The following is a 17,799-nucleotide window of genomic DNA, read 5'->3' as shown; positions in this document are numbered from 1 at the left end:
AGTTCACCATGCGTATCGGCGCACCTGACCAATCCCCCGCGGGGATCGCCCCCGCTGTCACCGCGTTCCTGAAGACACCCCGGATGCTGATCGGCGGCCAAAGCGTAGACGGCGAGGCCGGCAGCTTCGAGGTCTTCGACCCGGCGAATGGCCAGGTTCTGGCCCGCGTCCCGGAGGCCAGCGAGGCCGATGTCGACCGCGCCGTGCGCGCGGCGGCGGCGGCGATGCAGGGGCCATGGGGCACCATGCCCGGCGCGGCGCGCACCGGGCTGATGCTGAAACTGGCGGACCTGATCGAGGAACACGGCGAGGAGCTGGCCCAGATCGAGACGCTGGAAAACGGCAAGTCGATCATGATGAGCCGCCTGATCGAGGTGCTGTCCTCGGCGGAATACATCCGCTACATGGCGGGCTGGGCGACCAAGATCCGCGGCGAGACGCTGGATGTCTCGATCGCCATCCCGCCGGGAACCCGCTACACTGCCTTCACCCGCAAGGAACCCGTGGGCGTGGTGGCGGCCATCACGCCGTGGAACTTCCCGCTGAACATGGCGGTGTGGAAGATCGCTCCGGCGCTGGCGGCGGGCTGCACCGTGGTGCTGAAACCCGCCGAGGAGACGCCGCTGACCGCGCTGCGCCTTGCGGAACTGGTGCGCGAGGCCGGGTTCCCCGATGGCGTGGTGAACGTCGTCACCGGCGGCGGCGCGGTCGGCGCGGCGCTGGTCGCCCATCCCGGCGTGAACAAGATCACCTTCACCGGATCCACCGACACGGGCATCAAGATCGGCACCCGCGCCATGCAGGACGTAAAGCCCGTGACGCTGGAACTGGGCGGCAAGGCCCCGATGGTGATGTTCGACGACATGGACCTAGGCCTGCTGGGTCCGGCCACCGGCATCGGCATCTTCCTGAACACCGGGCAGACCTGCTGCGCGGGCGCGCGATTGTTCATCCAGCGCGGGATTTACGACGAGGCGGTGAGCGTTCTGAAGGGCATCGTATCGTCGCTGCCGATCGGCCCCGGCATGGACCCGGGCAATCAGATCAACCCGCTGGTCAGCGCCCGGCATCAGGCGCATGTTCAGGCGGCCATCGCGCGCGGCATCGACGACGGGGCCACGCCCTTGCTGGATCTGGTGGCGCCGGAAAGCGGCTATTTCGTCGCTCCGCAACTGTTCGAAGGGGCCGCGCCGCACTGCGCGCTGATGCAGGAAGAGGTCTTTGGCCCCGTGGCTACGATCACGCCCTTCGACACCGAGGACGACGTGATCGCCATGGCCAATGACGTGCGCTACGGACTGGGCGCGTCGCTGTGGTCGCGGGACATCAACCGTCTCATGCGGCTGTTGCCCCGGGTGCAGGCGGGCACGGTCTGGATCAACAGCCACAACATCCCCGACCAGAACATGCCCTTTGGCGGGTTCAAGCAGTCGGGACTGGGGCGTGAACACGGCTCAGGTGCGCTGGACAATTTCCTGGAAACCAAGTCGGTCTGCGTGGCCTACAGCTGACCCGCCCGTTTGTTCCGGCCCGAGTGGCCGCAAAAGGAAAAGCCCGCCGTCTGGCGGGCTTTTCATGTCTGGACTAAGCCCTGCTCAGGGCGTCATCAGCACCGATTGCGACGGGTAATCCGACGCCCAGGTGGCAGGCAGCGGCGCGACAAAGACGTTCTCCGTGCGGTTGCGGGTAAAGCGCCACACCCCGTCCTCGCATTTGCGGTAGCTGTTCCACAGACGCGACGAGCGCAGCAGCGCCTTGCCGTCCGAGAACAGCCAGGGCTGCATGTGGACCCAGTTGCCCTCGGCGGTCATGGCATCGTCCGAGACGCGGATCTGCTCGGACGTCAGGTAGTGGCAGTTCAGGATCAGCGCCGGGTCGGTCTTGCCACCCCAGAACCCCTGAAAATGCGTCTTCACCGCTTCCCAGCCCTCGGCGCGTCCGAACTGGTTGTCGTAATATTCGCCGACGCCTTCCCAGACCGCCTCGGGGGCGAACAGCTCCATGATGCGGTCGATTCGGTCGGCATCGTCAGACGAGCCGAATTCCGGGTTCGGCGTGTCGCACAGGAACATGTAGCGCGCCTGAACGCGGCGCACGTCGGCCTCTGCTTCGAGAATGGCAAGCCGTCTTTCCAGCCTGTCTATGGTGTCCTGGGACATGTCTTCCTCCGAGTTGTGGTAATTTTCCTGTAATATACCGCCCGCCGGAGCAACCCGGAAGAACTATTCACTATTCACGTGAATTTTCTTGACGCAGGTCATTCACGCGGTAATTTTACCGTAACGCCCGGCACAAGACGGGGCGCAACCACAACAGGGAAACGCATGATGACCGTCCTGACGGATCGATACTCTGCACTCGTTCGCCCGCTGAACCTCGGCCCCGCCAGCGGGCTGCGGTTTGTGGTGAAGGATTGCATCGACATCGCCGGAGAGGTGACGGCCTCGGGCTGCGCCGCGTTGGCGGACCGCCCGCCCGCCGCGCATCACGCGCAGGTGGTGCAGGACCTGCTGGCATCCGGCGCGCGCGTCACCGGCAAGGCCAAGACGCACGAACTGGCATTCGGCATGACCGGGATCAACGCGGCTTTCGGCACGCCGGTGAACCCGCGCTGGCCGGAACGCATCCCGGGCGGGTCGTCCTCCGGATCGGCGGTCGCGGTGGCGGCGGGGCTGTGCGACGCGGCGCTTGGCACGGATACCGGCGGGTCGGTGCGCCAGCCTGCGATCTGCTGCGGCGTCTACGGGATGAAGCCCAGCTTTGGCCGGATCAGCCGCGCGGGCTGTGACCCGAGGTCGAGCACGCTGGATTGCGTCGGGGTCTTCGCGCGGACGGCGGCGATGCTGACCCGGGCGATGGCGGCCATCGACCCGAGCTTTGCGCCCGTGCGTTTGACACAGGCTCCGCGCCTGGCGCGGGTCAAGGCCCGTGACCTGGACCCCGCGATCGGCGAACCGCTGGTCTACGGCATGATGGAGGGGCTGCCCGAGGTCGCCTACATCACGCTTCCGGGGATGGGCGATGCCTTTGACGCGGCGATGACCATCATCGGCTGCGAGACCTTTGCCGCCTGCCACAGGCTGCTGGACGATCCGCGACTGGGGGCCGACGTGCGGGCGCGCATCGCGGCGGCGGGCCGGACGACACCGGCGGAACTGGGCCGCGCCGAACGCATCCGCGACGCCTTTACCGCCGAGGTCGATGCCGCGCTGGTCGGGGCGGACGCGCTGATCACCCCGGCGCTGCCGACCGTGCCGCCCCTGCTGACCGAGGCCGACGACCCCGCGAAGGTGCTGCCGCTGACCCGGTTCCTGCGGCCTTTCAACCTGACCGGCCATCCGGCGATCGTTCTGCCCGTCCGGGCGGAGCTGCCGCTTGGCCTCCAGATCATCGGCCGCAAGGGCGAGGACGCGCGGCTGTGCGCGATCGCCGAATGGATGGCGGCCACCTGTACCTGTTTTCTGACGGAGGAAGTTGCATGAATGTCCAGGCCGCACAGGCGCAAGACACCGATGGCGCCGCGGGCCCCACGGACAAGGCCGCGATCTTGGCCGGTATCCGTGCCCGCGCAGGCGAATTCCAGTCGCTGCGCCATATCCCGCAGGACGTGGTCGACCAGTTCAAGCGGCTTGGCGTCTACCGCGCCTTTGTCCCCGAGCGGTTCGGTGGTGATGCGGTCTCGCCCGCCACGTTCTGCCGCCTGATCCAGGATATCGCGGCGGCCGATGCCTCGGCGGGCTGGGTCGCCAGCTTCGGCGTGTCCGCGACCTATCTCGCCACGCTGCCGCGGGACACCTACGCGGCGATCTTCGGCACCAATCCGGACACGGTGTTCGCCGGGGCGATGTTCCCGCCGCAAGCGGCCCGCACGGTGCCCGGCGGCTACGAGGTGCGCGGCCAGTGGCCCTGGGGGTCGGGGATCATGGGCGCGGACCTCGCGGGCGCGGGCATCAAGGTCGAGGACAACGACACCAAACTGCCGCTGATCGCCATCATGCCGCGCGACAAGGTCACGGTGGTCGACACCTGGAAGACCGTGGGTCTGGCGGCGACCGGCAGCCACGACATCAAGGTCGATGGCGTCGTGGTGCCGCGCGAGTGGACCTTTGTACGCGGATCGATCCCGACAATGGAAGACCGCCAGTTCCGGTATCCCTCCATGGCGCTGGCCAGCCAGGTGCTGGCGGTGGTGGCGCTGGGGGCGGCGCGGGCCAACCTCGATTACATCCACGAGACCGGCAGCCGCCAATCCGTGACCGGCGCACCCAAACCCGGCGCGCGGCCCTACCTCCAGACCGAATACGCCAAGGCACGCAGCCTGTACCTGGGCGCGCAGGCGCTGTTCTACGACACGCTGGACGAGGCCTGGGAGCAGCTGGCGGATAACGACCGGGTCGACCGCGACCTGCATGTCCGGCTGCGGCTGGTGGCATCGAAGGCCGCGAAGGACGGGGCCGAGGCCGCCCGCATGGCCTTTGCGCTGGGGGGCTCCAACGCCATCGAACAGGGCCATCCGCTGATCCGCAACATGATCGACGCCGCGTCCGTCGCGCAGCACGCCTTCCTGTCCGAAGGCACGCTGACCGCCGCCGGGGCCGCGATGTTCGATGAACCCACCATGCCCGGCTACCCCTGAGGAGGTCCCGATGTCCGAACCCCAACCGATCCGCACTCTGCTGTGCTTCAACAACCACGCCGCGTTCTTTTCGCTGCCGTTCGATCAGATCGGCCCGGTCTGGACCGCGACCCAAGCCTTGATACGCGGCATCGCGGACCTGCCCGGCGTGACCATCACCGGCACGTTTGACGACGACCAGACCATGGTCGGCGCGACGCAGGGTTTCCCGTTCACCTGGTACATCCTCGCCGATTTCCCGGACCGCGCCACGGTTCAGGCCGCCTGCAACCTCTTGCGCACCATCGTGGTGGGCGAGGGCAACGACCGGCTGTGGAAATACATGACCGTCGAGGCGCGCATGGGTCGCGCCTTGGAAATCCCCGCACAGCACAGGAGCTGAGACATGTCTCTCGATATGCCGAAATTCAGCGATCTCGACGCGCTCTACGACGAGACGAACGCCAGGGTCGCCACCGAGATGTACGAAGACCCCGACCTGTTCGCCGAGGAGATGCGCAAGATCTTCAAGCGGACCTGGGTCTTTGTCGCCCATGACAGCGAGTTCCCCGACAAGGGGTCGTTCAAGCTGTCCAATGTCGGGCTGGAGCCGGTGATCGTGGTGCGCGACCGCAAGGGCGCGATTCACGTCATGGTCAACCGCTGCCGCCACCGCGCCGCCACGGTCTGCGAGGTCAAGAAGGGCAAGACCGCCTCGTTCCAGTGCCCTTATCACGGCTGGGGCTACGCGCTGGACGGATCGCTGCGCGCGCTGCCCTACCCGGAACAATACGGCGACGATTTCGACAAGGACCAGCACGGCCTGCTGAAGCTGCGCACCGAATCCTACAACGGCATGGTCTTTGCCACCTTCAACGACGCCGTCGAACCGCTGGTCGACTTCCTCGGGCCGGAGGTCTGCCGCTACATCGACCTGTTCATGAAACAGGGCGGCGGCTTTCCGGTGAAGGTGCTGGGCGAACACCAGTTCACCGTGCCGATGAACTGGAAGGTGCAGCTGGAGAACACCACCGACGCCTACCACTTCCCGGTGGTCCACAAGAGCTTTCTGCAATCGTTGGACGGGGCGACGAACGAGATGTTCAATTTCCTCGACAAGGGGCGCGGCTGGGTCGAGGACCTGGGCAACGGCCACTCGGTGATGATGATGATCCCCGAGCTGGAGGACCTAGAGGCCAATCTTGACGCCCCGATCCCCGACCGCTTTGCCGATCTGGCGCAGGAATTGCGCGACGAGGGCTATCCCGACGACCAGGTGCGGCGGATCGTGCGTGCCGTGGGCGGGGCGGGCTTCAACCTGAACCTGTTTCCAAACGTGTCGTTCAGCCTTGCCTTCTTTCGCGTGCTGACCCCGGTCACCGTCGAACGCACCGACATCCGCCACATGGCGCTGGGAATGGACGGCGGCCCGGCGGCGGCCAACCGGATGCGGATGCGCCTGCACGAACATTTCCAGGGGCCGATGGGCTTTGGCAGTCCCGACGACGCCGAGGTCTGGGAACGCGTCCAGCGCGGCACCAAGGGCGGCGAGCAACTGCCGATCCTGGTGAACCGCGGCATGGTCGACGAGGACCCCGGCACCGCCGGACCGCGCGGTCATATCAGCGCCGAGACCGGGATGCGCGCCGCCTACAAGATGTGGAAGAGGATGATGGCATGACCGAGATGTCCCGCATCGACGCGAACGCGTTGCTCAACGATGTCACCCGCTTTGTCTGGCACGAGGCTGACCTGCTGGACGCCTGCGGCTATGACGACTGGCTGGACCTGTGGACCGAGGACGGTCTTTACGTCATGCCGATGGGCCCGGGCGAGGATTACGCCAACCAGCTGAACCTGTGTTACGACAACGCCAGGATGCGCCGTGACCGGATCGGGCGGTTCCAGGCGGGGTTCTCGATCTCGTCCGCGCCGCCCGCCGTGACCGTACGGACGGTCAGCCGCATCGCCATCGACAAGGCCGAAGGCGACCGGATCACCGTCCGCGCCGCCGAGCACCTGATCGAGGACAAGTTCGGCCGCCAACGCGTCTGGGCCGGGAACGTGCAATACGTTCTGAAGGCCACCGAGGGCGGTTTCAGGCTGCATCAAAAGGTGGTCCGCCTGCTGAACTCCGACGGGATGCTGAATTCGTTCAGCTATCTGTTCTGATGGCCGCGCCCTTGCCGGATCGCATCCAGACCGCCGTCATCACTGGCGGTGCGCGCGGCTTTGGCGCCGAAGTCGCGCGCGCGCTGCACCGCGACGGGTTCCGCGTCGTCATCACCGACATGGACCCGGAACCGGCCAAGGCACTGGCCTCGGAACTGGACCTGTCGGGCGAGACGGCGACCACGGCTACGCTCGATGTGACCAGGCCGCAGGACTTCCAGACGGTGCTGGACCAGTGCATCGCGTTCTACGGCTCGGTCGAGGTGCTGGTAAACAACGCCGCGCGCACCGCTGTGCAGCCGGTGCTGGAGATCGACCCCGCCTTCTTCAACGAAGTGATGGCGACCAATGCAGGCGGCACCTTTGCCGGGTGCCAGATCTTTGGCCGCCACATGAAGGATCGCGGCTACGGGCGGATCGTCAACATGGCCTCGCTGGCGGGTCAGAATGGCGGCACGGCCACGGGGGCGCATTACGCCGCCTCCAAGGGCGCGATCCTGACGCTGACGAAGATCTTTGCCCGCGACCTCGCGCCCTTTGGCGTAACCTGCAACGCCATCGCACCCGGCCCGATGGACACGCCCATGGTCCGCGCCGTGCTGGGAGACGGCATCGACGCGGCCCGGAAAAACATCCCCGTCGGCGACTTGGGGGACCCGGCTTTCGTGGCCGAAATGGTTGCGATGCTCTGCGCGCCGCGCGCGGCTTTCGTCACCGGCGCCTGCTGGGACGTGAACGGCGGGATTTACATGAGATGAGCCTGGACATGACAGACACACGGACCATGACCCTGACCGTTGCCGAGCGGATCGACGACCGGGGCGGCATCGCCCGCATCCGGCTGGTGGGCGACGCCCTGCCGCCCGTCACCGCCGGGGCGCATCTGGACATTCACCTGCCCGACGTCGGGCTGTGGCGGCAGTATTCGCTGTGCTCCGACCCGGCAGAGACCGGGTTCTACGAGATCGGCGTGCTGAAGGACCCCGCCTCGCGCGGGGGCTCGGTCGAGGTGCATCGCGTGGCGCAGCCGGGGGCCAGCCTGACGGTCGAGGGGCCGCGCAACCACTTTCCGCTGGACGAAAGCGCGGCGCGGACCGTGCTGTTCGGCGGCGGGATCGGCATCACGCCGATGATCGCCATGGCGCGGCGGTTGCACGCACTGGGTCGGGATTTCACCCTGCATTACTGCACACGGTCGGAATCCGTGACAGCGTTCCACGACACGCTGCGCGACGCGCCCTTTGCCGACAGGGTGGTGTTCCACCACGACGACCGGGACGCCGCGCAAAGGCTGGACCTGGCGCGCGATCTGCCCGCACCCGCCCCGGATACGCATCTCTATGTCTGCGGCCCGCAGGGGTTCATGGACTGGGTGATCTCGACCGCCGAGGCGGCGGGCCATGCCTCGGCCAATGTCCACCGCGAATATTTCTCGGCGGATGTGGACCTGACCGGCGACAGCTTCACGGTCGAGGCGCGCGCCTCGGGGCTGACGCTGACCATCGGGCCAGAGGACACCATCGCCCGGAAGCTGGCCGAACATGGCATCAAGGTCGAGGTCAAATGCGAGGAGGGCGTCTGCGGCACCTGCGTCACGGATGTCCTGAGCGGCGAGATCGACCACCGCGACCAGTTCCTGACCGACGAGGAACGCGCCGAGGGCGACCAGATGTGCGTCTGCTGTTCGCGCGGGCGCGGCACGCTCGTGCTCGATCTGTGAGGGGGCAGGGGATGGACCTGACCGCCGACCAGATCGCCTTTCGCGAGGGCATGAGCCGCATGGGGGCCGCGGTGAACCTGATCACCACCGACGGCCCGGCGGGACGGCACGGGCTGGTAGCCTCGGCGGTCTGCTCGGTCACGGACAGCCCGCCCACGGTGCTGGTCTGCATCAACCGGCGCAGCTTTGTCCACGACCTCATGCTGCGCAACGGGTCGCTCTGCGTCAACGTGCTGGCCAGCCAGCATCAGGATCTCTGCGCCACCTTCGCCCGCTATGTCGAGGGCGTGGACCGCTTTGCAAGCGGCACCTGGACGACGCTCGCCACCGGGTCGCCAGTGCTGGTGGACAGCAATGTCTCGCTCGATTGCCGGATCGGCAGCGTGCTGGAGCAGGGCACCCATTCGGTCATGTTCTGCGAAGTGCGCGGCGTCCACCTGTCTGACCGGCCCGGCGCGGGGCTGGTGTATTTCAGCCGCGATTACCACCACCTGCAGACACCGCCGCCGTGATCCTCCCCACCCGGCAGCCCGATGCCTGCGTCCCGATACGGGGCGCGTGGGCCAGAAACAAGACCTCGGCCAAGCGGGGCTCAAGGACCTACTTCAACCTCAACAGGGAAACGCTCTCATGATCGGATTTGGAAGATTTGTCGCCTCGGTCGGGCTGGCCGTGCTCGCTCAATCCACGCTGGCCGCGGCGGACACGGTTCTGACGCTCAACAGCTGGCTGCCACCGTCGCACCCGCAGGTCACGGACCTGGTACTGCCTTTCGCCAAACAGATCGACGAAGTCACCGAAGGCCGTGTCACGGTCACTGTCCTGCCCGCTCCGATGGGTCCGCCGCCCGCCACCTTCGATCTGGTGAAGAACGGCGTCGTGGACATCGGCTACACCGTTCAGGGCTATACGCCGGGACGGTTCAAGACCTCGGCCGTGGCGGAAATGCCGTTCTTGACCTCTGATGCAGTGGTCTCCTCGGTCGCCTATCAGCGGGTGCATGACGCGATGCTGGCAGGGGCCGGAGAGTATCAGGGTGTCAAGGTTCTGGCGGTCCACACCCACGGTCCGGGTCAGGTGTTTTCCTCCGCGCCCATCGGCAGCGTGCAGGACATCGCGGGCCAGAAGGTGCGCGTGGGCTCGGTCGTGGCGCATGACCTGGCCACGCTTCTGGGCGCGGTTCCCATCGAAGGCCCGTCATCCAAGTCCTACGAACTGCTCAGCCAGAAGGTCGCGGACGGCATCTTCTTTCCCTGGGAATCGGTCAATTTCTTCAACCTGGGCGACCTGCTGAACGCCGCCTTCGTGGCCGAAGGCGGAGTCTACAACACCGCCTTCATGCTGGTGATGAACCAGGCGAAATGGGACAGCATCGCCCCCGAGGACCAGGCCGCCATCGAGGCAATCATCGGCGAGCCGCTGGCGCGCAAGGCGGGCGAGATGTGGAACAAGGCCGATGCCGCCGGGCGGGCTGCGATGGAGGGCAAGCTCGCTATCCATGACGCCACCGACGCCGAGATCGCCACCCTGCGCGAGACCTTTGCGCCGGTGATCGCCGCCAATGTGGCGCTGGTCTCCGAAGCCGGTGTCGACGGCCAGGCCGCTTATGACATGCTGCTGGCGGAAATCGCCAAACTCGAAGCGGAATGACAAACACAACCGGGGCAGCCGGCGGGGCGACCCGCTGGCTGCGCGGCGCCATCGCGGCGATATGCGCGGTGCTGCTGCTGGCCATGATGGCGCTGACCGTGGCCGATGTGCTGGGGCGCTACCTGATGAACGCGCCGGTGCCGGGCGCGACCGAACTGACGGAACTGATGCTGGCCGCCGTCATCTTTGTCGGCCTGCCCGCCGCCAGCCTCGACGGCGACCATGTCCATGTCGATGTGCTGACCATTCGGCTGCGGCGCCTGGCCCGCCGGGTGCTGGCAGGCGTGGTGGGGCTGGTCTCCGCGGGCATCCTGGGCCTCGTCGCCTTGCGCCTGTGGAAGATCGGCGACCAGATCGCCGGTTACAACGGCATCACGCCCACGCTGAAACTGCCGGTAGCGCCGGTGGCCTACGGGGTGGCGGTGCTGGCCGCCGTCGCCGCCGCGATCACCGTGCTGAGGGTATTCGAAAGGGCGGACGCGCATGTCTGACTGGGAAATCGGGCTGGTCCTGCTGTTTGCCATGCTGCTGGCCGGGGTGCCCATCGGGCTGGCGCTGACGCTGGTCGGCACGCTGGGCACCGCCGCGATCATCGGGCTGGACCCGTCGCTGGCGCTGCTGGGGCAGACCTTCTTCGACAACAGCCGGGCCTATGCCCTGTCGATCCTGCCGCTGTTCCTTATGATGGGGAATTTCGTCGTGCAGTCGGGCATCGCCAACGACCTCTATACCGCCGCCCATGCCTGGATGCGGCACCGCAAGGGCGGGCTGGCGATGGCGACGGTCATTGCCTGCGGCGGGTTCTCGTCGGTCTGCGGATCGTCGCTGGCCACCGCCTCGACCATGACGAAGATCGCCATGCCCTCGATGCGGCGCTTCAACTATCCCGACAGCCTGTCCACGGCCTCCATCGCGGCGGGCGGCACGCTGGGCATCCTGATCCCGCCCTCGGTGATCCTGGTGTTCTACGGGATCATGACACAGCAGGACATCGGCAAGCTGTTCCTCGCCGGGATCATTCCTGGCCTTATAGGTGTGATCCTCTACGTGGTGGCAGTGCGGATCTCGATCCTGGCAGGCCGCATCGACCTGCCGACCGAACAAAAGCTGCCGCTGCGCGCGCGCCTGCGCGCCCTCAAGGGTGTGATCGGCGCGCTGGGGCTGTTCGTCTTTGTCATGGGCGGCATTTACTTGGGTGTCTTTACCCCGACCGAAAGCGCGGGAATGGGGGCTGGGGGCGCGTTCCTGCTGGTTCTGGCCCAACGGCGCATGTCCGGACGGGCGCTGCTGCGCACGCTTTATGACACGGCCAAGACCACCGCGAGCATGTTTCTGATCCTGTTCGGCGCGCTGACCTTTGCCAATTACGTCAACCTGTCGGGCATGGGCCGCGACATCCAGGCGCTGGTGACGATGACCGACGATCCGCTTGTGGCGATCCTGATCATGACGCTGATCTACATCGCCTTGGGTTGCGTGCTGGAAGGCCTGTCGATGATTACCCTGACGATCCCGATCTTCTACCCGATCGTGGCCGGGCTGGGATACGACCTGATCTGGTTCGGCATCTACGTCGTGATCGTGACCGAGCTGAGTTACATCACCCCGCCGGTCGGCCTGAACGCCTTCGTGCTGAAATCGGTGGTCGGAGACGTGGCCATCGGCACGATCTTTCGCGGGCTTTGGGCGTTCCTTCTGGTGGATGTGCTGCGGATCGCGCTGATATTGGCCTTTCCGGGGCTGGTGCTGTTCCTGCCGCGCCTGATGTGACGCGCTGCGCCTACCTGCGCTTGGTTCCGATCGGCCAGAGAAAGGGCCCGTGAATCGGCCAGTCGAATGACCCGCGCCCTCGGAATAGTCCGGGGGCGCGTTTTTTCGGCCCGGGCCGACAGGGTTGCGGAATCCGCTAGCGCAATCATGACTGCGCGGCTTTTGGGACGGATGGTGAGCGGGGCGCATATGACAGATCCGATCAGGACCGGGCAGGGAACCATTCCAATTCGCGGTGCATTTCCGTTTGGAAAGCCAGCATCGGGCTTGGCTGAAAGAAAGAGTTGTGAATTTGCCCCTCCTGAGAATTGACATGATCGAAGGTCGTTCCGACGAAGACCTTCAAAACCTTCTGGACACGATCCAGAGCTGCGTCGTCGAGGCCTTCGGCGTGCCCGAGACCGACCGCTATCAGATCGTTCACGAACACAAGCCGGGCCGTATGGTGTTCCTCGATACCGGACTTGGCTTCACCCGCAGCGACCGCATGATTTCCATCCAGTTCTTTACCAGCCCAAGAACGCATGTGGAGAAGATCACCATCTATAAACTCCTCTCCGACAGGCTCGAAAAGGATTGCGGCCTCGATCCCGATGACCTGCTGATTTCGGTATTCACCAATCGAGAGGAAGACTGGAGCTTTGCGCAGGGCGAGGCGCAATATGTGACCGGCGCGCTGCCGTAAGTGCCGCTGATCCCGGGCGTTTTCAGGGATCATTCAGCCCCCCGCCCCTGTCAGGCATGCACGGCTTGGCCCCCGGATCGCGCCGGGGGCCTGCCGTCATGCGGAATGCAGCGCAATGTCCAGCGCCTTGACCCCGTGGATGTGGTTCGAGCGCAGGATCGACACCCGGCCCGTGCGTTCGATCCGCGCGACGCGGCGGGCCAGTTCCTCGATCAGCACCCGCACCTGAAGCTGGGCCACGTAGTTCCCCAGGCAGAAATGCGGCCCGCCCTTGCCAAAGGCCATGTGCGGGTTCCGCTCGCGCCCGATGTCAAACCGGTTCGGCGCGTCGAAATGCGCATCGTCCCGGTTTCCCGAGGTGAAATACATCGCCACCTTGTCGCCCGCCGCAATGCCAACCCCGGCCAACGCGGTGTCGCGCGTGGCGATGCGGCGCACGAAATGAACGGGCGAGGCCCAACGCAGGATCTCGTCCGTGGCGGTCTGGCTGGCAATCCCGCCTTCGCGGAACCGCTCCCATTCGCCGGGATGATCCGCCAGGGCGCGCAACCCGTGGCTCATGGTGTGGCGGGTGGTCTCGTTGCCCGCCACCACCAGCATCAGGAAGTAGTTCAGGTACTCGTCCTCGGTCAGCGGGCGGCCATCGACCTGCGCCTGAACCAGCATGGTGATGACATCCGCACGCGGATTGGCCCGCCGATCCGCCGCCAGTTCCCGCCCCATCTCGAAGGCCTGCAAGGCGGCGGGGTGGCCAAAGGGCATCATGCGCCGCTCGGCTTCGGAATACTGCCCGAAGATCGGATCGACGAAATCCGGATCATCGGACCCGATCAGCATGTCCGACCAGCGGATCAGGTCCGCCGTGCGCTCTGTCGGGATGCCCAGCAGGGAACATAGGGTGATGATCGGCACCTGCTTGGTCAGTGTCTCGACCGCCTCGAAGCTGCCCGCATCGACAAGCCGGTCCAGAAGCGTCGCGACGCGGGCGCGCACGTCCTCCTCCAGCGCACCGACCCCGCGACGGGTAAAGCCGGGCAAGGTCAGCATCCGCATCTTGCCATGCTGGGGCGGGTCCATCTCCAGCAGGGTGCGGCGCTTGTCGTTCTGGGCATCGTCGAAATCGTCCAGCGAGATCACGCCGTTGCGCGACGAGAAGGTCTCGGTGTCCTTCGACACCTGCACGATGTCGTCGTAGCGCGTGACCGCCCAGAACCCGCGGTGCCCGTCATGGCGGGCGTTCCAGGCAACCGGGGCCTCTGCCCGCAGCCGGGCAAATTCGGCGCGCGGCGGGCCATCCTGCCACAGCCCGGCGTCCGACAGGTCGATCCGTGTTTCGGGGGCGTTCAAGGTCGTCGTCATGTCCTGTCCTCCAGGTGATGCGCCAGGAACGCCATGATCCAGCGGGCGGCGCGGGCGGTGTCGCGGGGGCGATCCAGGGTGGTCAGCGCGGCAAGGGTTTCCGCCGCGCCGATGCGGTGCTTTTCAAAGGCGTAGACCTCGGCGGCAAAGGCCGGGTCCATCTCGGGATGTGGCTGGAAGGTCAGCGTGTGGCTGCCGATCTGCGTCACGCCAAGGGGGCAGAACGCCGATCCTGCCAGGACCCGCGTGCCGGGGGCGGCGCGCGTCACCTGGTCGTGATGCAGCGCCACAAGGTCAAACCCCGTGGCATCCGCCGGATCGCCCAGCCAGTCCGGCCTGTCCTGAAGCGCGTAATGCTGCACGCCGACCCCCCATGCGGGGCATTGCTCGACGGTGCCGCCCAGCATCCTGTGCAGGTGCTGGTGTCCGTAGCAGATGCCGACCACCGGCTGCCGGTCGATCACCGGGCGCAGAAAGGCGCTGAGCGCCTGTTGCCACGGCGCGTCATCCACGGCACTGGCGGGGCTTCCCGTCAGCAGCCAGGCGTCGCACTCGCGGGCGTCGGAGGGCAGCACGCCCTCGGACACGGTCCAGGCGCGGGTGTCGACCGTCCTGCCAGCCTGCGCCAGCAGCGGCGGGAACCAGTCGGCAAAGCGCCCGAAGCGGGCCCATTCCGGGCGGTTGCTGCCGCATTCCAGGATACCGATCCGCATGGTCATCCCAGCTCCATGAAGCGGCGGCGTTCGTCGATCAGGGTCTTGCCCTCGAACTGGCGGCGCTGGTGGTCGCGGGTGGCGGTGAAGGTCTCGACAAAGCGGGGCGAGAGCCATTCGGCGGCAAAGTCCGACCCACGCAGCGCCTCAATGGCGGCACCCATCCCGGCGGGCAGGGCAGAGCCGATGGCGGCACCGGTCCCGTAACCGTTGCCATGGGTGGCGTCGGTGGGCGCGATCCGTTGCTCGATCCCGGCCAGCCCGGCGGCCAGCGTCGCGGCCAGCGCCAGGTAGGCGTTGGCATCCGAACAGGGCAGGCGGTTCTCGACCCGCAGGGCGCGCGGCCCGTGGCCCACGACGCGAAAGGCGGTGGTGCGGTTCTCGATCCCCCAGGAAAGGGCGGGTGGGGCAAAGGTGCCCGGCGCGAACCGCCGCCAGCTGTTCACCGTCGGGGCAAAGATCAGCATCATCGCGGGCAGAAAACGCTGCATCCCGCCGACGAAGTGGCGGAAGGTCTCGCTCATCCGGCCCGGTGCCCCGGCGTCCCAGAACAGCGGGCTGCCGTCGGCATCGGTCAGCGACACGTGGATGTGCGAGGACTGGCTGTCGGCCTGCTCGCTCCAGCGGGGCATGAAACAGACGGTCTGGTCGCGCCGCATCGCCAGCACGCGGATGAAGTTCTGGAACAGCGTCGCCTGGTCGGCGGCTTCCAGCGCAGAGGTCGCGGCGATGCAGGCTTCCATGAAGCCGCCGCCGATCTCCTCGTGCATCTTGCCCAGCCCGATCCCCAAAGGCCCGCACATGTCGGCCACTGCGGCGTAGAAATCGGCCTGCGCGGCCTGGTAGATGATCAGGTCATGGCTGGGATGCGCCGTGGCGGTGTGCAGCCCGTCATATCCCTTGGCCGCGAGCGAACGGGGCGTTTCGTCGAACAGGGTGAATTCCAGCTCGATGCCCACCTTCGGTGTCATCCCCATGGCGCGGGCCCGCTCCAGCACCCGCCGCAGCACCGAGCGCGGACAGAAATCCGCCGCCTCGCCGGTGTATTGCGCCAGGTACAGCGGGCTGTCTTCTTCGCGTTCAAAGGGGATATGGCGCAGGCTGGCCGGATCGACGGCAAGGTCGGTGTCGTGGAAATCGGCGCTGTCGTCGGTGACGCCGGGCATGTCCATGATCTCGTCCGTGGGGTCCAGCGCCAGCTGCACGGGCGACATGCCCGGCCCCCGCTCCAAAAGCCCCGGAATATCCGCGCCCCGCACCTTCTGACCCCGAAGCAACCCGTTCGTGTCGACGATGGCGATGGTCGCGAAACGGCTGTGCGTTTCACTCATCTGTCTGTTCCCTGTTGTGTCCGGCCCGTGTATCCGGGCCTGTCGCGCACCCTTGACGTTAGGCAAAGATCCGACGCATGCTTGATCTGTTCCGTCATGAAATTGATACATTCGTGCAAATGGCCCCCGAGATCCCCGACCGGCCACGGATTCCGTGCATCCAGGCCAAGATTCTGAACGCGATCCTGAATGCCGCGCAGCTGCCCGAACGCGAGATCGAACTGCTTTTGGCCGCCGAATCGCTGCGCCGGTCCGACCTGCGCGACCCGCACGGCACCTTGCCCTTTGCCGCCTACCTGAGGCTGTTCGACCGGGTGGCCGCCGCGATGGGGCGCGACAGCTTCGGGCTGGACCTGTCGTCGGGCATGGGCCCCGAACTGGTTGGGCCGGCGGGCTACATCTTTGTCGCGTCGCCGGACCTGATGCACGCGGTGCGGGCGCTGGCGTCCAGCGTCTTCACCATCCAAGACGCGACCGTGTTCGAAGTCTTGACCGATCCCGCGCCACACGTGCGCTACCGGATCACCGACGACGCCATGACGCCCCGGCGGCACGATGTCGAATTCTCGCTGGGCTACGTCAACCATCTGATCCGGCGGCTGCTGGGCCCCGTCTATGCCCCGGCCGAGGTCTGGTTCGAACATCCCGGACCCGCCCGTCCCGAGCTGCAGGAAGCGCTGCTGGGCTGCCCGGTGTTCTTTGACCAGGACCGCAACGCCATCTGGTTTCGCCCCGAGGACGTGCAGCGCCGCGCGCCCGGTGCCGATCCGAACCTGGTGGCGCTGATGCAGCATTACATCCAGCTGCTCGACCGGCCCGACCACAGCATCCAGACCTTTACCGAAGAGGTGCGGCAGACCCTCGCCGCCCTGCCCGAAGGTCGCGCGCCGACACTGGAGACCGTCGCGGCAAGGCTGGGCTTCAGCCCCGCGACACTGGGGCGTCGGCTGCGCGCCGAGGGCACCTCGTTTCGTGACCTGCTGCGGCGAAAGCGGATCGAAGGCGCGCGGCGCTTGCTGACAGAGACGCGGCTTAGCGTGCTGGAAATCGCCGAACGCAGCGGCTACGGCGAAACCGCGAGCTTTACCCGCGCCTTCCGCACGGTGACCGGAGAGAGCCCGCGCGCTTACCGCCTGCGCCTGTCCGGCTCGCCGCCAGTCCCGTGACGGAAAGCCGACAGGGTCGCGCACGGGTTGTGGTCGCCGGCTGGCATCGGTCACCGGCATGCCCCCCGCGCCGGAACTCAGGTCGAAAAAGCTCCGAGGTGGATAGATTGGAAAAGCCCGGCGGTATCTGACTTCCGCAGGCCCAGAACTGCGCGTTTCCGCTTTGTCCGGAACGATGACGGGAATGGCGCCGCTGCAGTCGGAGCGCCGAAGCCAGGCTTCCAATAATCACACGAATTAATCATGATCCCGTCGCGGGTGAGATCCGGGCCAGAGCCGGTGGAGCAGAACTGGCGCGGCTCCGACGCAGTTCCGAAAGAGCGTGGAGACGCAGTCGTCTCGCTTCCGCGCGACGGGCTTTTGCGGTAGCCTGAGCGACGTGCGCCATAGGGGCGCGAAGCAAGGCGAGATCGGCTCTGTTGCACAAATCCTGTGAGGGATTCATGTCGTGAATCCAGCGTGGTAGCTGGACGACATGAGCAGACCCACACCCCCGACCTACAAGACCAGGAACTGGCCAGCCTATAATGAAGCGCTCAAGCGTCGAGGCTCGCTGACAATCTGGTTCGATCCCGAGATGATCTGGGATGCTGCGCCGACCGGCAAACGCGGCCGACA

At 66.5% G+C, this 17,799-nt stretch carries 18 protein-coding genes and 1 pseudogene; 15 read left to right on the top strand and 4 right to left on the bottom strand.

Annotated elements, in window-relative coordinates; all coding sequences use genetic code 11:
* Nucleotides 1-8: 8 nt before the first annotated feature.
* Nucleotides 9-1,511 carry an aldehyde dehydrogenase family protein gene (locus ACP16H_RS24480; protein ID WP_425074804.1) on the top strand — a complete coding sequence of 501 codons (1,503 nt, stop codon included), beginning with the start codon at nt 9-11 and terminating at the stop codon, nt 1,509-1,511.
* A gap of 84 nt (nt 1,512-1,595) precedes the next feature.
* Here the strand turns inward: ACP16H_RS24480 and ACP16H_RS24475 are convergent, their stop codons facing one another.
* Nucleotides 1,596-2,159, bottom strand: a complete 564-nt coding sequence (locus ACP16H_RS24475) for a nuclear transport factor 2 family protein (protein WP_425074803.1) — start codon at nt 2,157-2,159, stop codon at nt 1,596-1,598.
* A gap of 165 nt (nt 2,160-2,324) precedes the next feature.
* Here ACP16H_RS24475 and ACP16H_RS24470 point away from each other — a divergent pair, with 165 nt between their 5' ends.
* From ACP16H_RS24470 to ACP16H_RS24415, 12 genes are all read left to right on the top strand, one after another.
* On the top strand, nt 2,325-3,482 hold the full coding sequence (locus tag ACP16H_RS24470; RefSeq protein WP_425074802.1) for an amidase: 1,158 nt from the start codon (nt 2,325-2,327) through the stop codon (nt 3,480-3,482).
* Nucleotides 3,479-4,636, top strand: coding sequence for an acyl-CoA dehydrogenase family protein (locus ACP16H_RS24465; RefSeq protein WP_425074801.1), 1,158 nt, complete (start codon nt 3,479-3,481; stop codon nt 4,634-4,636). Before ACP16H_RS24470 ends, ACP16H_RS24465 begins: the two co-directional genes overlap by 4 nt.
* A gap of 10 nt (nt 4,637-4,646) precedes the next feature.
* Nucleotides 4,647-5,018, top strand: a complete 372-nt coding sequence (locus ACP16H_RS24460; RefSeq protein ID WP_425074800.1) for a hypothetical protein — start codon at nt 4,647-4,649, stop codon at nt 5,016-5,018.
* Between the two features lie 3 nt (nt 5,019-5,021).
* Nucleotides 5,022-6,296, top strand: coding sequence for an aromatic ring-hydroxylating oxygenase subunit alpha (locus ACP16H_RS24455; protein ID WP_425074799.1), 1,275 nt, complete (start codon nt 5,022-5,024; stop codon nt 6,294-6,296).
* Complete coding sequence (locus tag ACP16H_RS24450) at nt 6,293-6,787, top strand: aromatic-ring-hydroxylating dioxygenase subunit beta (protein WP_425074798.1); 495 nt, start codon at nt 6,293-6,295, stop codon at nt 6,785-6,787. Before ACP16H_RS24455 ends, ACP16H_RS24450 begins: the two co-directional genes overlap by 4 nt.
* A complete protein-coding gene (locus tag ACP16H_RS24445) occupies nt 6,787-7,545 on the top strand; it encodes an SDR family NAD(P)-dependent oxidoreductase (RefSeq protein WP_425074797.1) in 759 nt (252 codons plus the stop codon). The genes ACP16H_RS24450 and ACP16H_RS24445 overlap by 1 nt, the downstream gene beginning before the upstream one ends.
* Before the next feature lie 8 nt (nt 7,546-7,553).
* Nucleotides 7,554-8,507: a PDR/VanB family oxidoreductase gene (locus ACP16H_RS24440; protein ID WP_425074796.1), complete on the top strand. Its 954-nt coding sequence runs from the start codon at nt 7,554-7,556 to the stop codon at nt 8,505-8,507.
* Nucleotides 8,508-8,518: 11 nt separating this feature from the next.
* A complete protein-coding gene (locus ACP16H_RS24435; protein WP_425074795.1) occupies nt 8,519-9,019 on the top strand; it encodes a flavin reductase in 501 nt (166 codons plus the stop codon).
* Nucleotides 9,020-9,137: 118 nt separating this feature from the next.
* Nucleotides 9,138-10,157 carry a TRAP transporter substrate-binding protein gene (locus ACP16H_RS24430; protein WP_425074794.1) on the top strand — a complete coding sequence of 340 codons (1,020 nt, stop codon included), beginning with the start codon at nt 9,138-9,140 and terminating at the stop codon, nt 10,155-10,157.
* Complete coding sequence (locus tag ACP16H_RS24425) at nt 10,154-10,648, top strand: TRAP transporter small permease (RefSeq protein WP_425074793.1); 495 nt, start codon at nt 10,154-10,156, stop codon at nt 10,646-10,648. The genes ACP16H_RS24430 and ACP16H_RS24425 overlap by 4 nt, the downstream gene beginning before the upstream one ends.
* Complete coding sequence (locus tag ACP16H_RS24420) at nt 10,641-11,927, top strand: TRAP transporter large permease (protein ID WP_425074792.1); 1,287 nt, start codon at nt 10,641-10,643, stop codon at nt 11,925-11,927. The genes ACP16H_RS24425 and ACP16H_RS24420 overlap by 8 nt, the downstream gene beginning before the upstream one ends.
* Before the next feature lie 235 nt (nt 11,928-12,162).
* Nucleotides 12,163-12,612: a tautomerase family protein gene (locus ACP16H_RS24415; RefSeq protein ID WP_425074791.1), complete on the top strand. Its 450-nt coding sequence runs from the start codon at nt 12,163-12,165 to the stop codon at nt 12,610-12,612.
* 96 nt (nt 12,613-12,708) lie between these two features.
* Here the strand turns inward: ACP16H_RS24415 and ACP16H_RS24410 are convergent, their stop codons facing one another.
* The 3 genes from ACP16H_RS24410 to ACP16H_RS24400 are packed head-to-tail and all read right to left on the bottom strand — an operon-like array spanning nt 12,709 to nt 16,015.
* Nucleotides 12,709-13,971, bottom strand: coding sequence for a cytochrome P450 (locus ACP16H_RS24410; protein ID WP_425074790.1), 1,263 nt, complete (start codon nt 13,969-13,971; stop codon nt 12,709-12,711).
* The gene (locus ACP16H_RS24405) at nt 13,968-14,684 is read right to left on the bottom strand and encodes a glutamine amidotransferase-related protein (protein ID WP_425074789.1); all 717 of its coding nucleotides are present in this window, start codon (nt 14,682-14,684) and stop codon (nt 13,968-13,970) included. Before ACP16H_RS24405 ends, ACP16H_RS24410 begins: the two co-directional genes overlap by 4 nt.
* A 2-nt stretch (nt 14,685-14,686) precedes the next feature.
* Nucleotides 14,687-16,015 (bottom strand): glutamine synthetase family protein, encoded by a 1,329-nt coding sequence (locus ACP16H_RS24400; RefSeq protein WP_425074788.1) that lies wholly within the window; start codon nt 16,013-16,015, stop codon nt 14,687-14,689.
* 77 nt (nt 16,016-16,092) lie between these two features.
* Between ACP16H_RS24400 and ACP16H_RS24395 the strand changes: the two genes are divergently transcribed.
* Both ACP16H_RS24395 and ACP16H_RS24390 read left to right on the top strand, forming a co-directional pair.
* Nucleotides 16,093-17,181: an AraC family transcriptional regulator gene (locus ACP16H_RS24395; protein ID WP_425074787.1), complete on the top strand. Its 1,089-nt coding sequence runs from the start codon at nt 16,093-16,095 to the stop codon at nt 17,179-17,181.
* Between the two features lie 475 nt (nt 17,182-17,656).
* Nucleotides 17,657-17,799, top strand: a pseudogene (locus ACP16H_RS24390) (IS5/IS1182 family transposase); the annotation flags it as partial.

Source organism: Sagittula sp. S175 (genome assembly GCF_049800975.1).
Lineage (GTDB): Bacteria > Pseudomonadota > Alphaproteobacteria > Rhodobacterales > Rhodobacteraceae > Sagittula.
The sequence above is the reverse complement of the archived record's forward strand: the minus strand, read 5'-3'. Positions and strand labels throughout refer to the sequence as shown.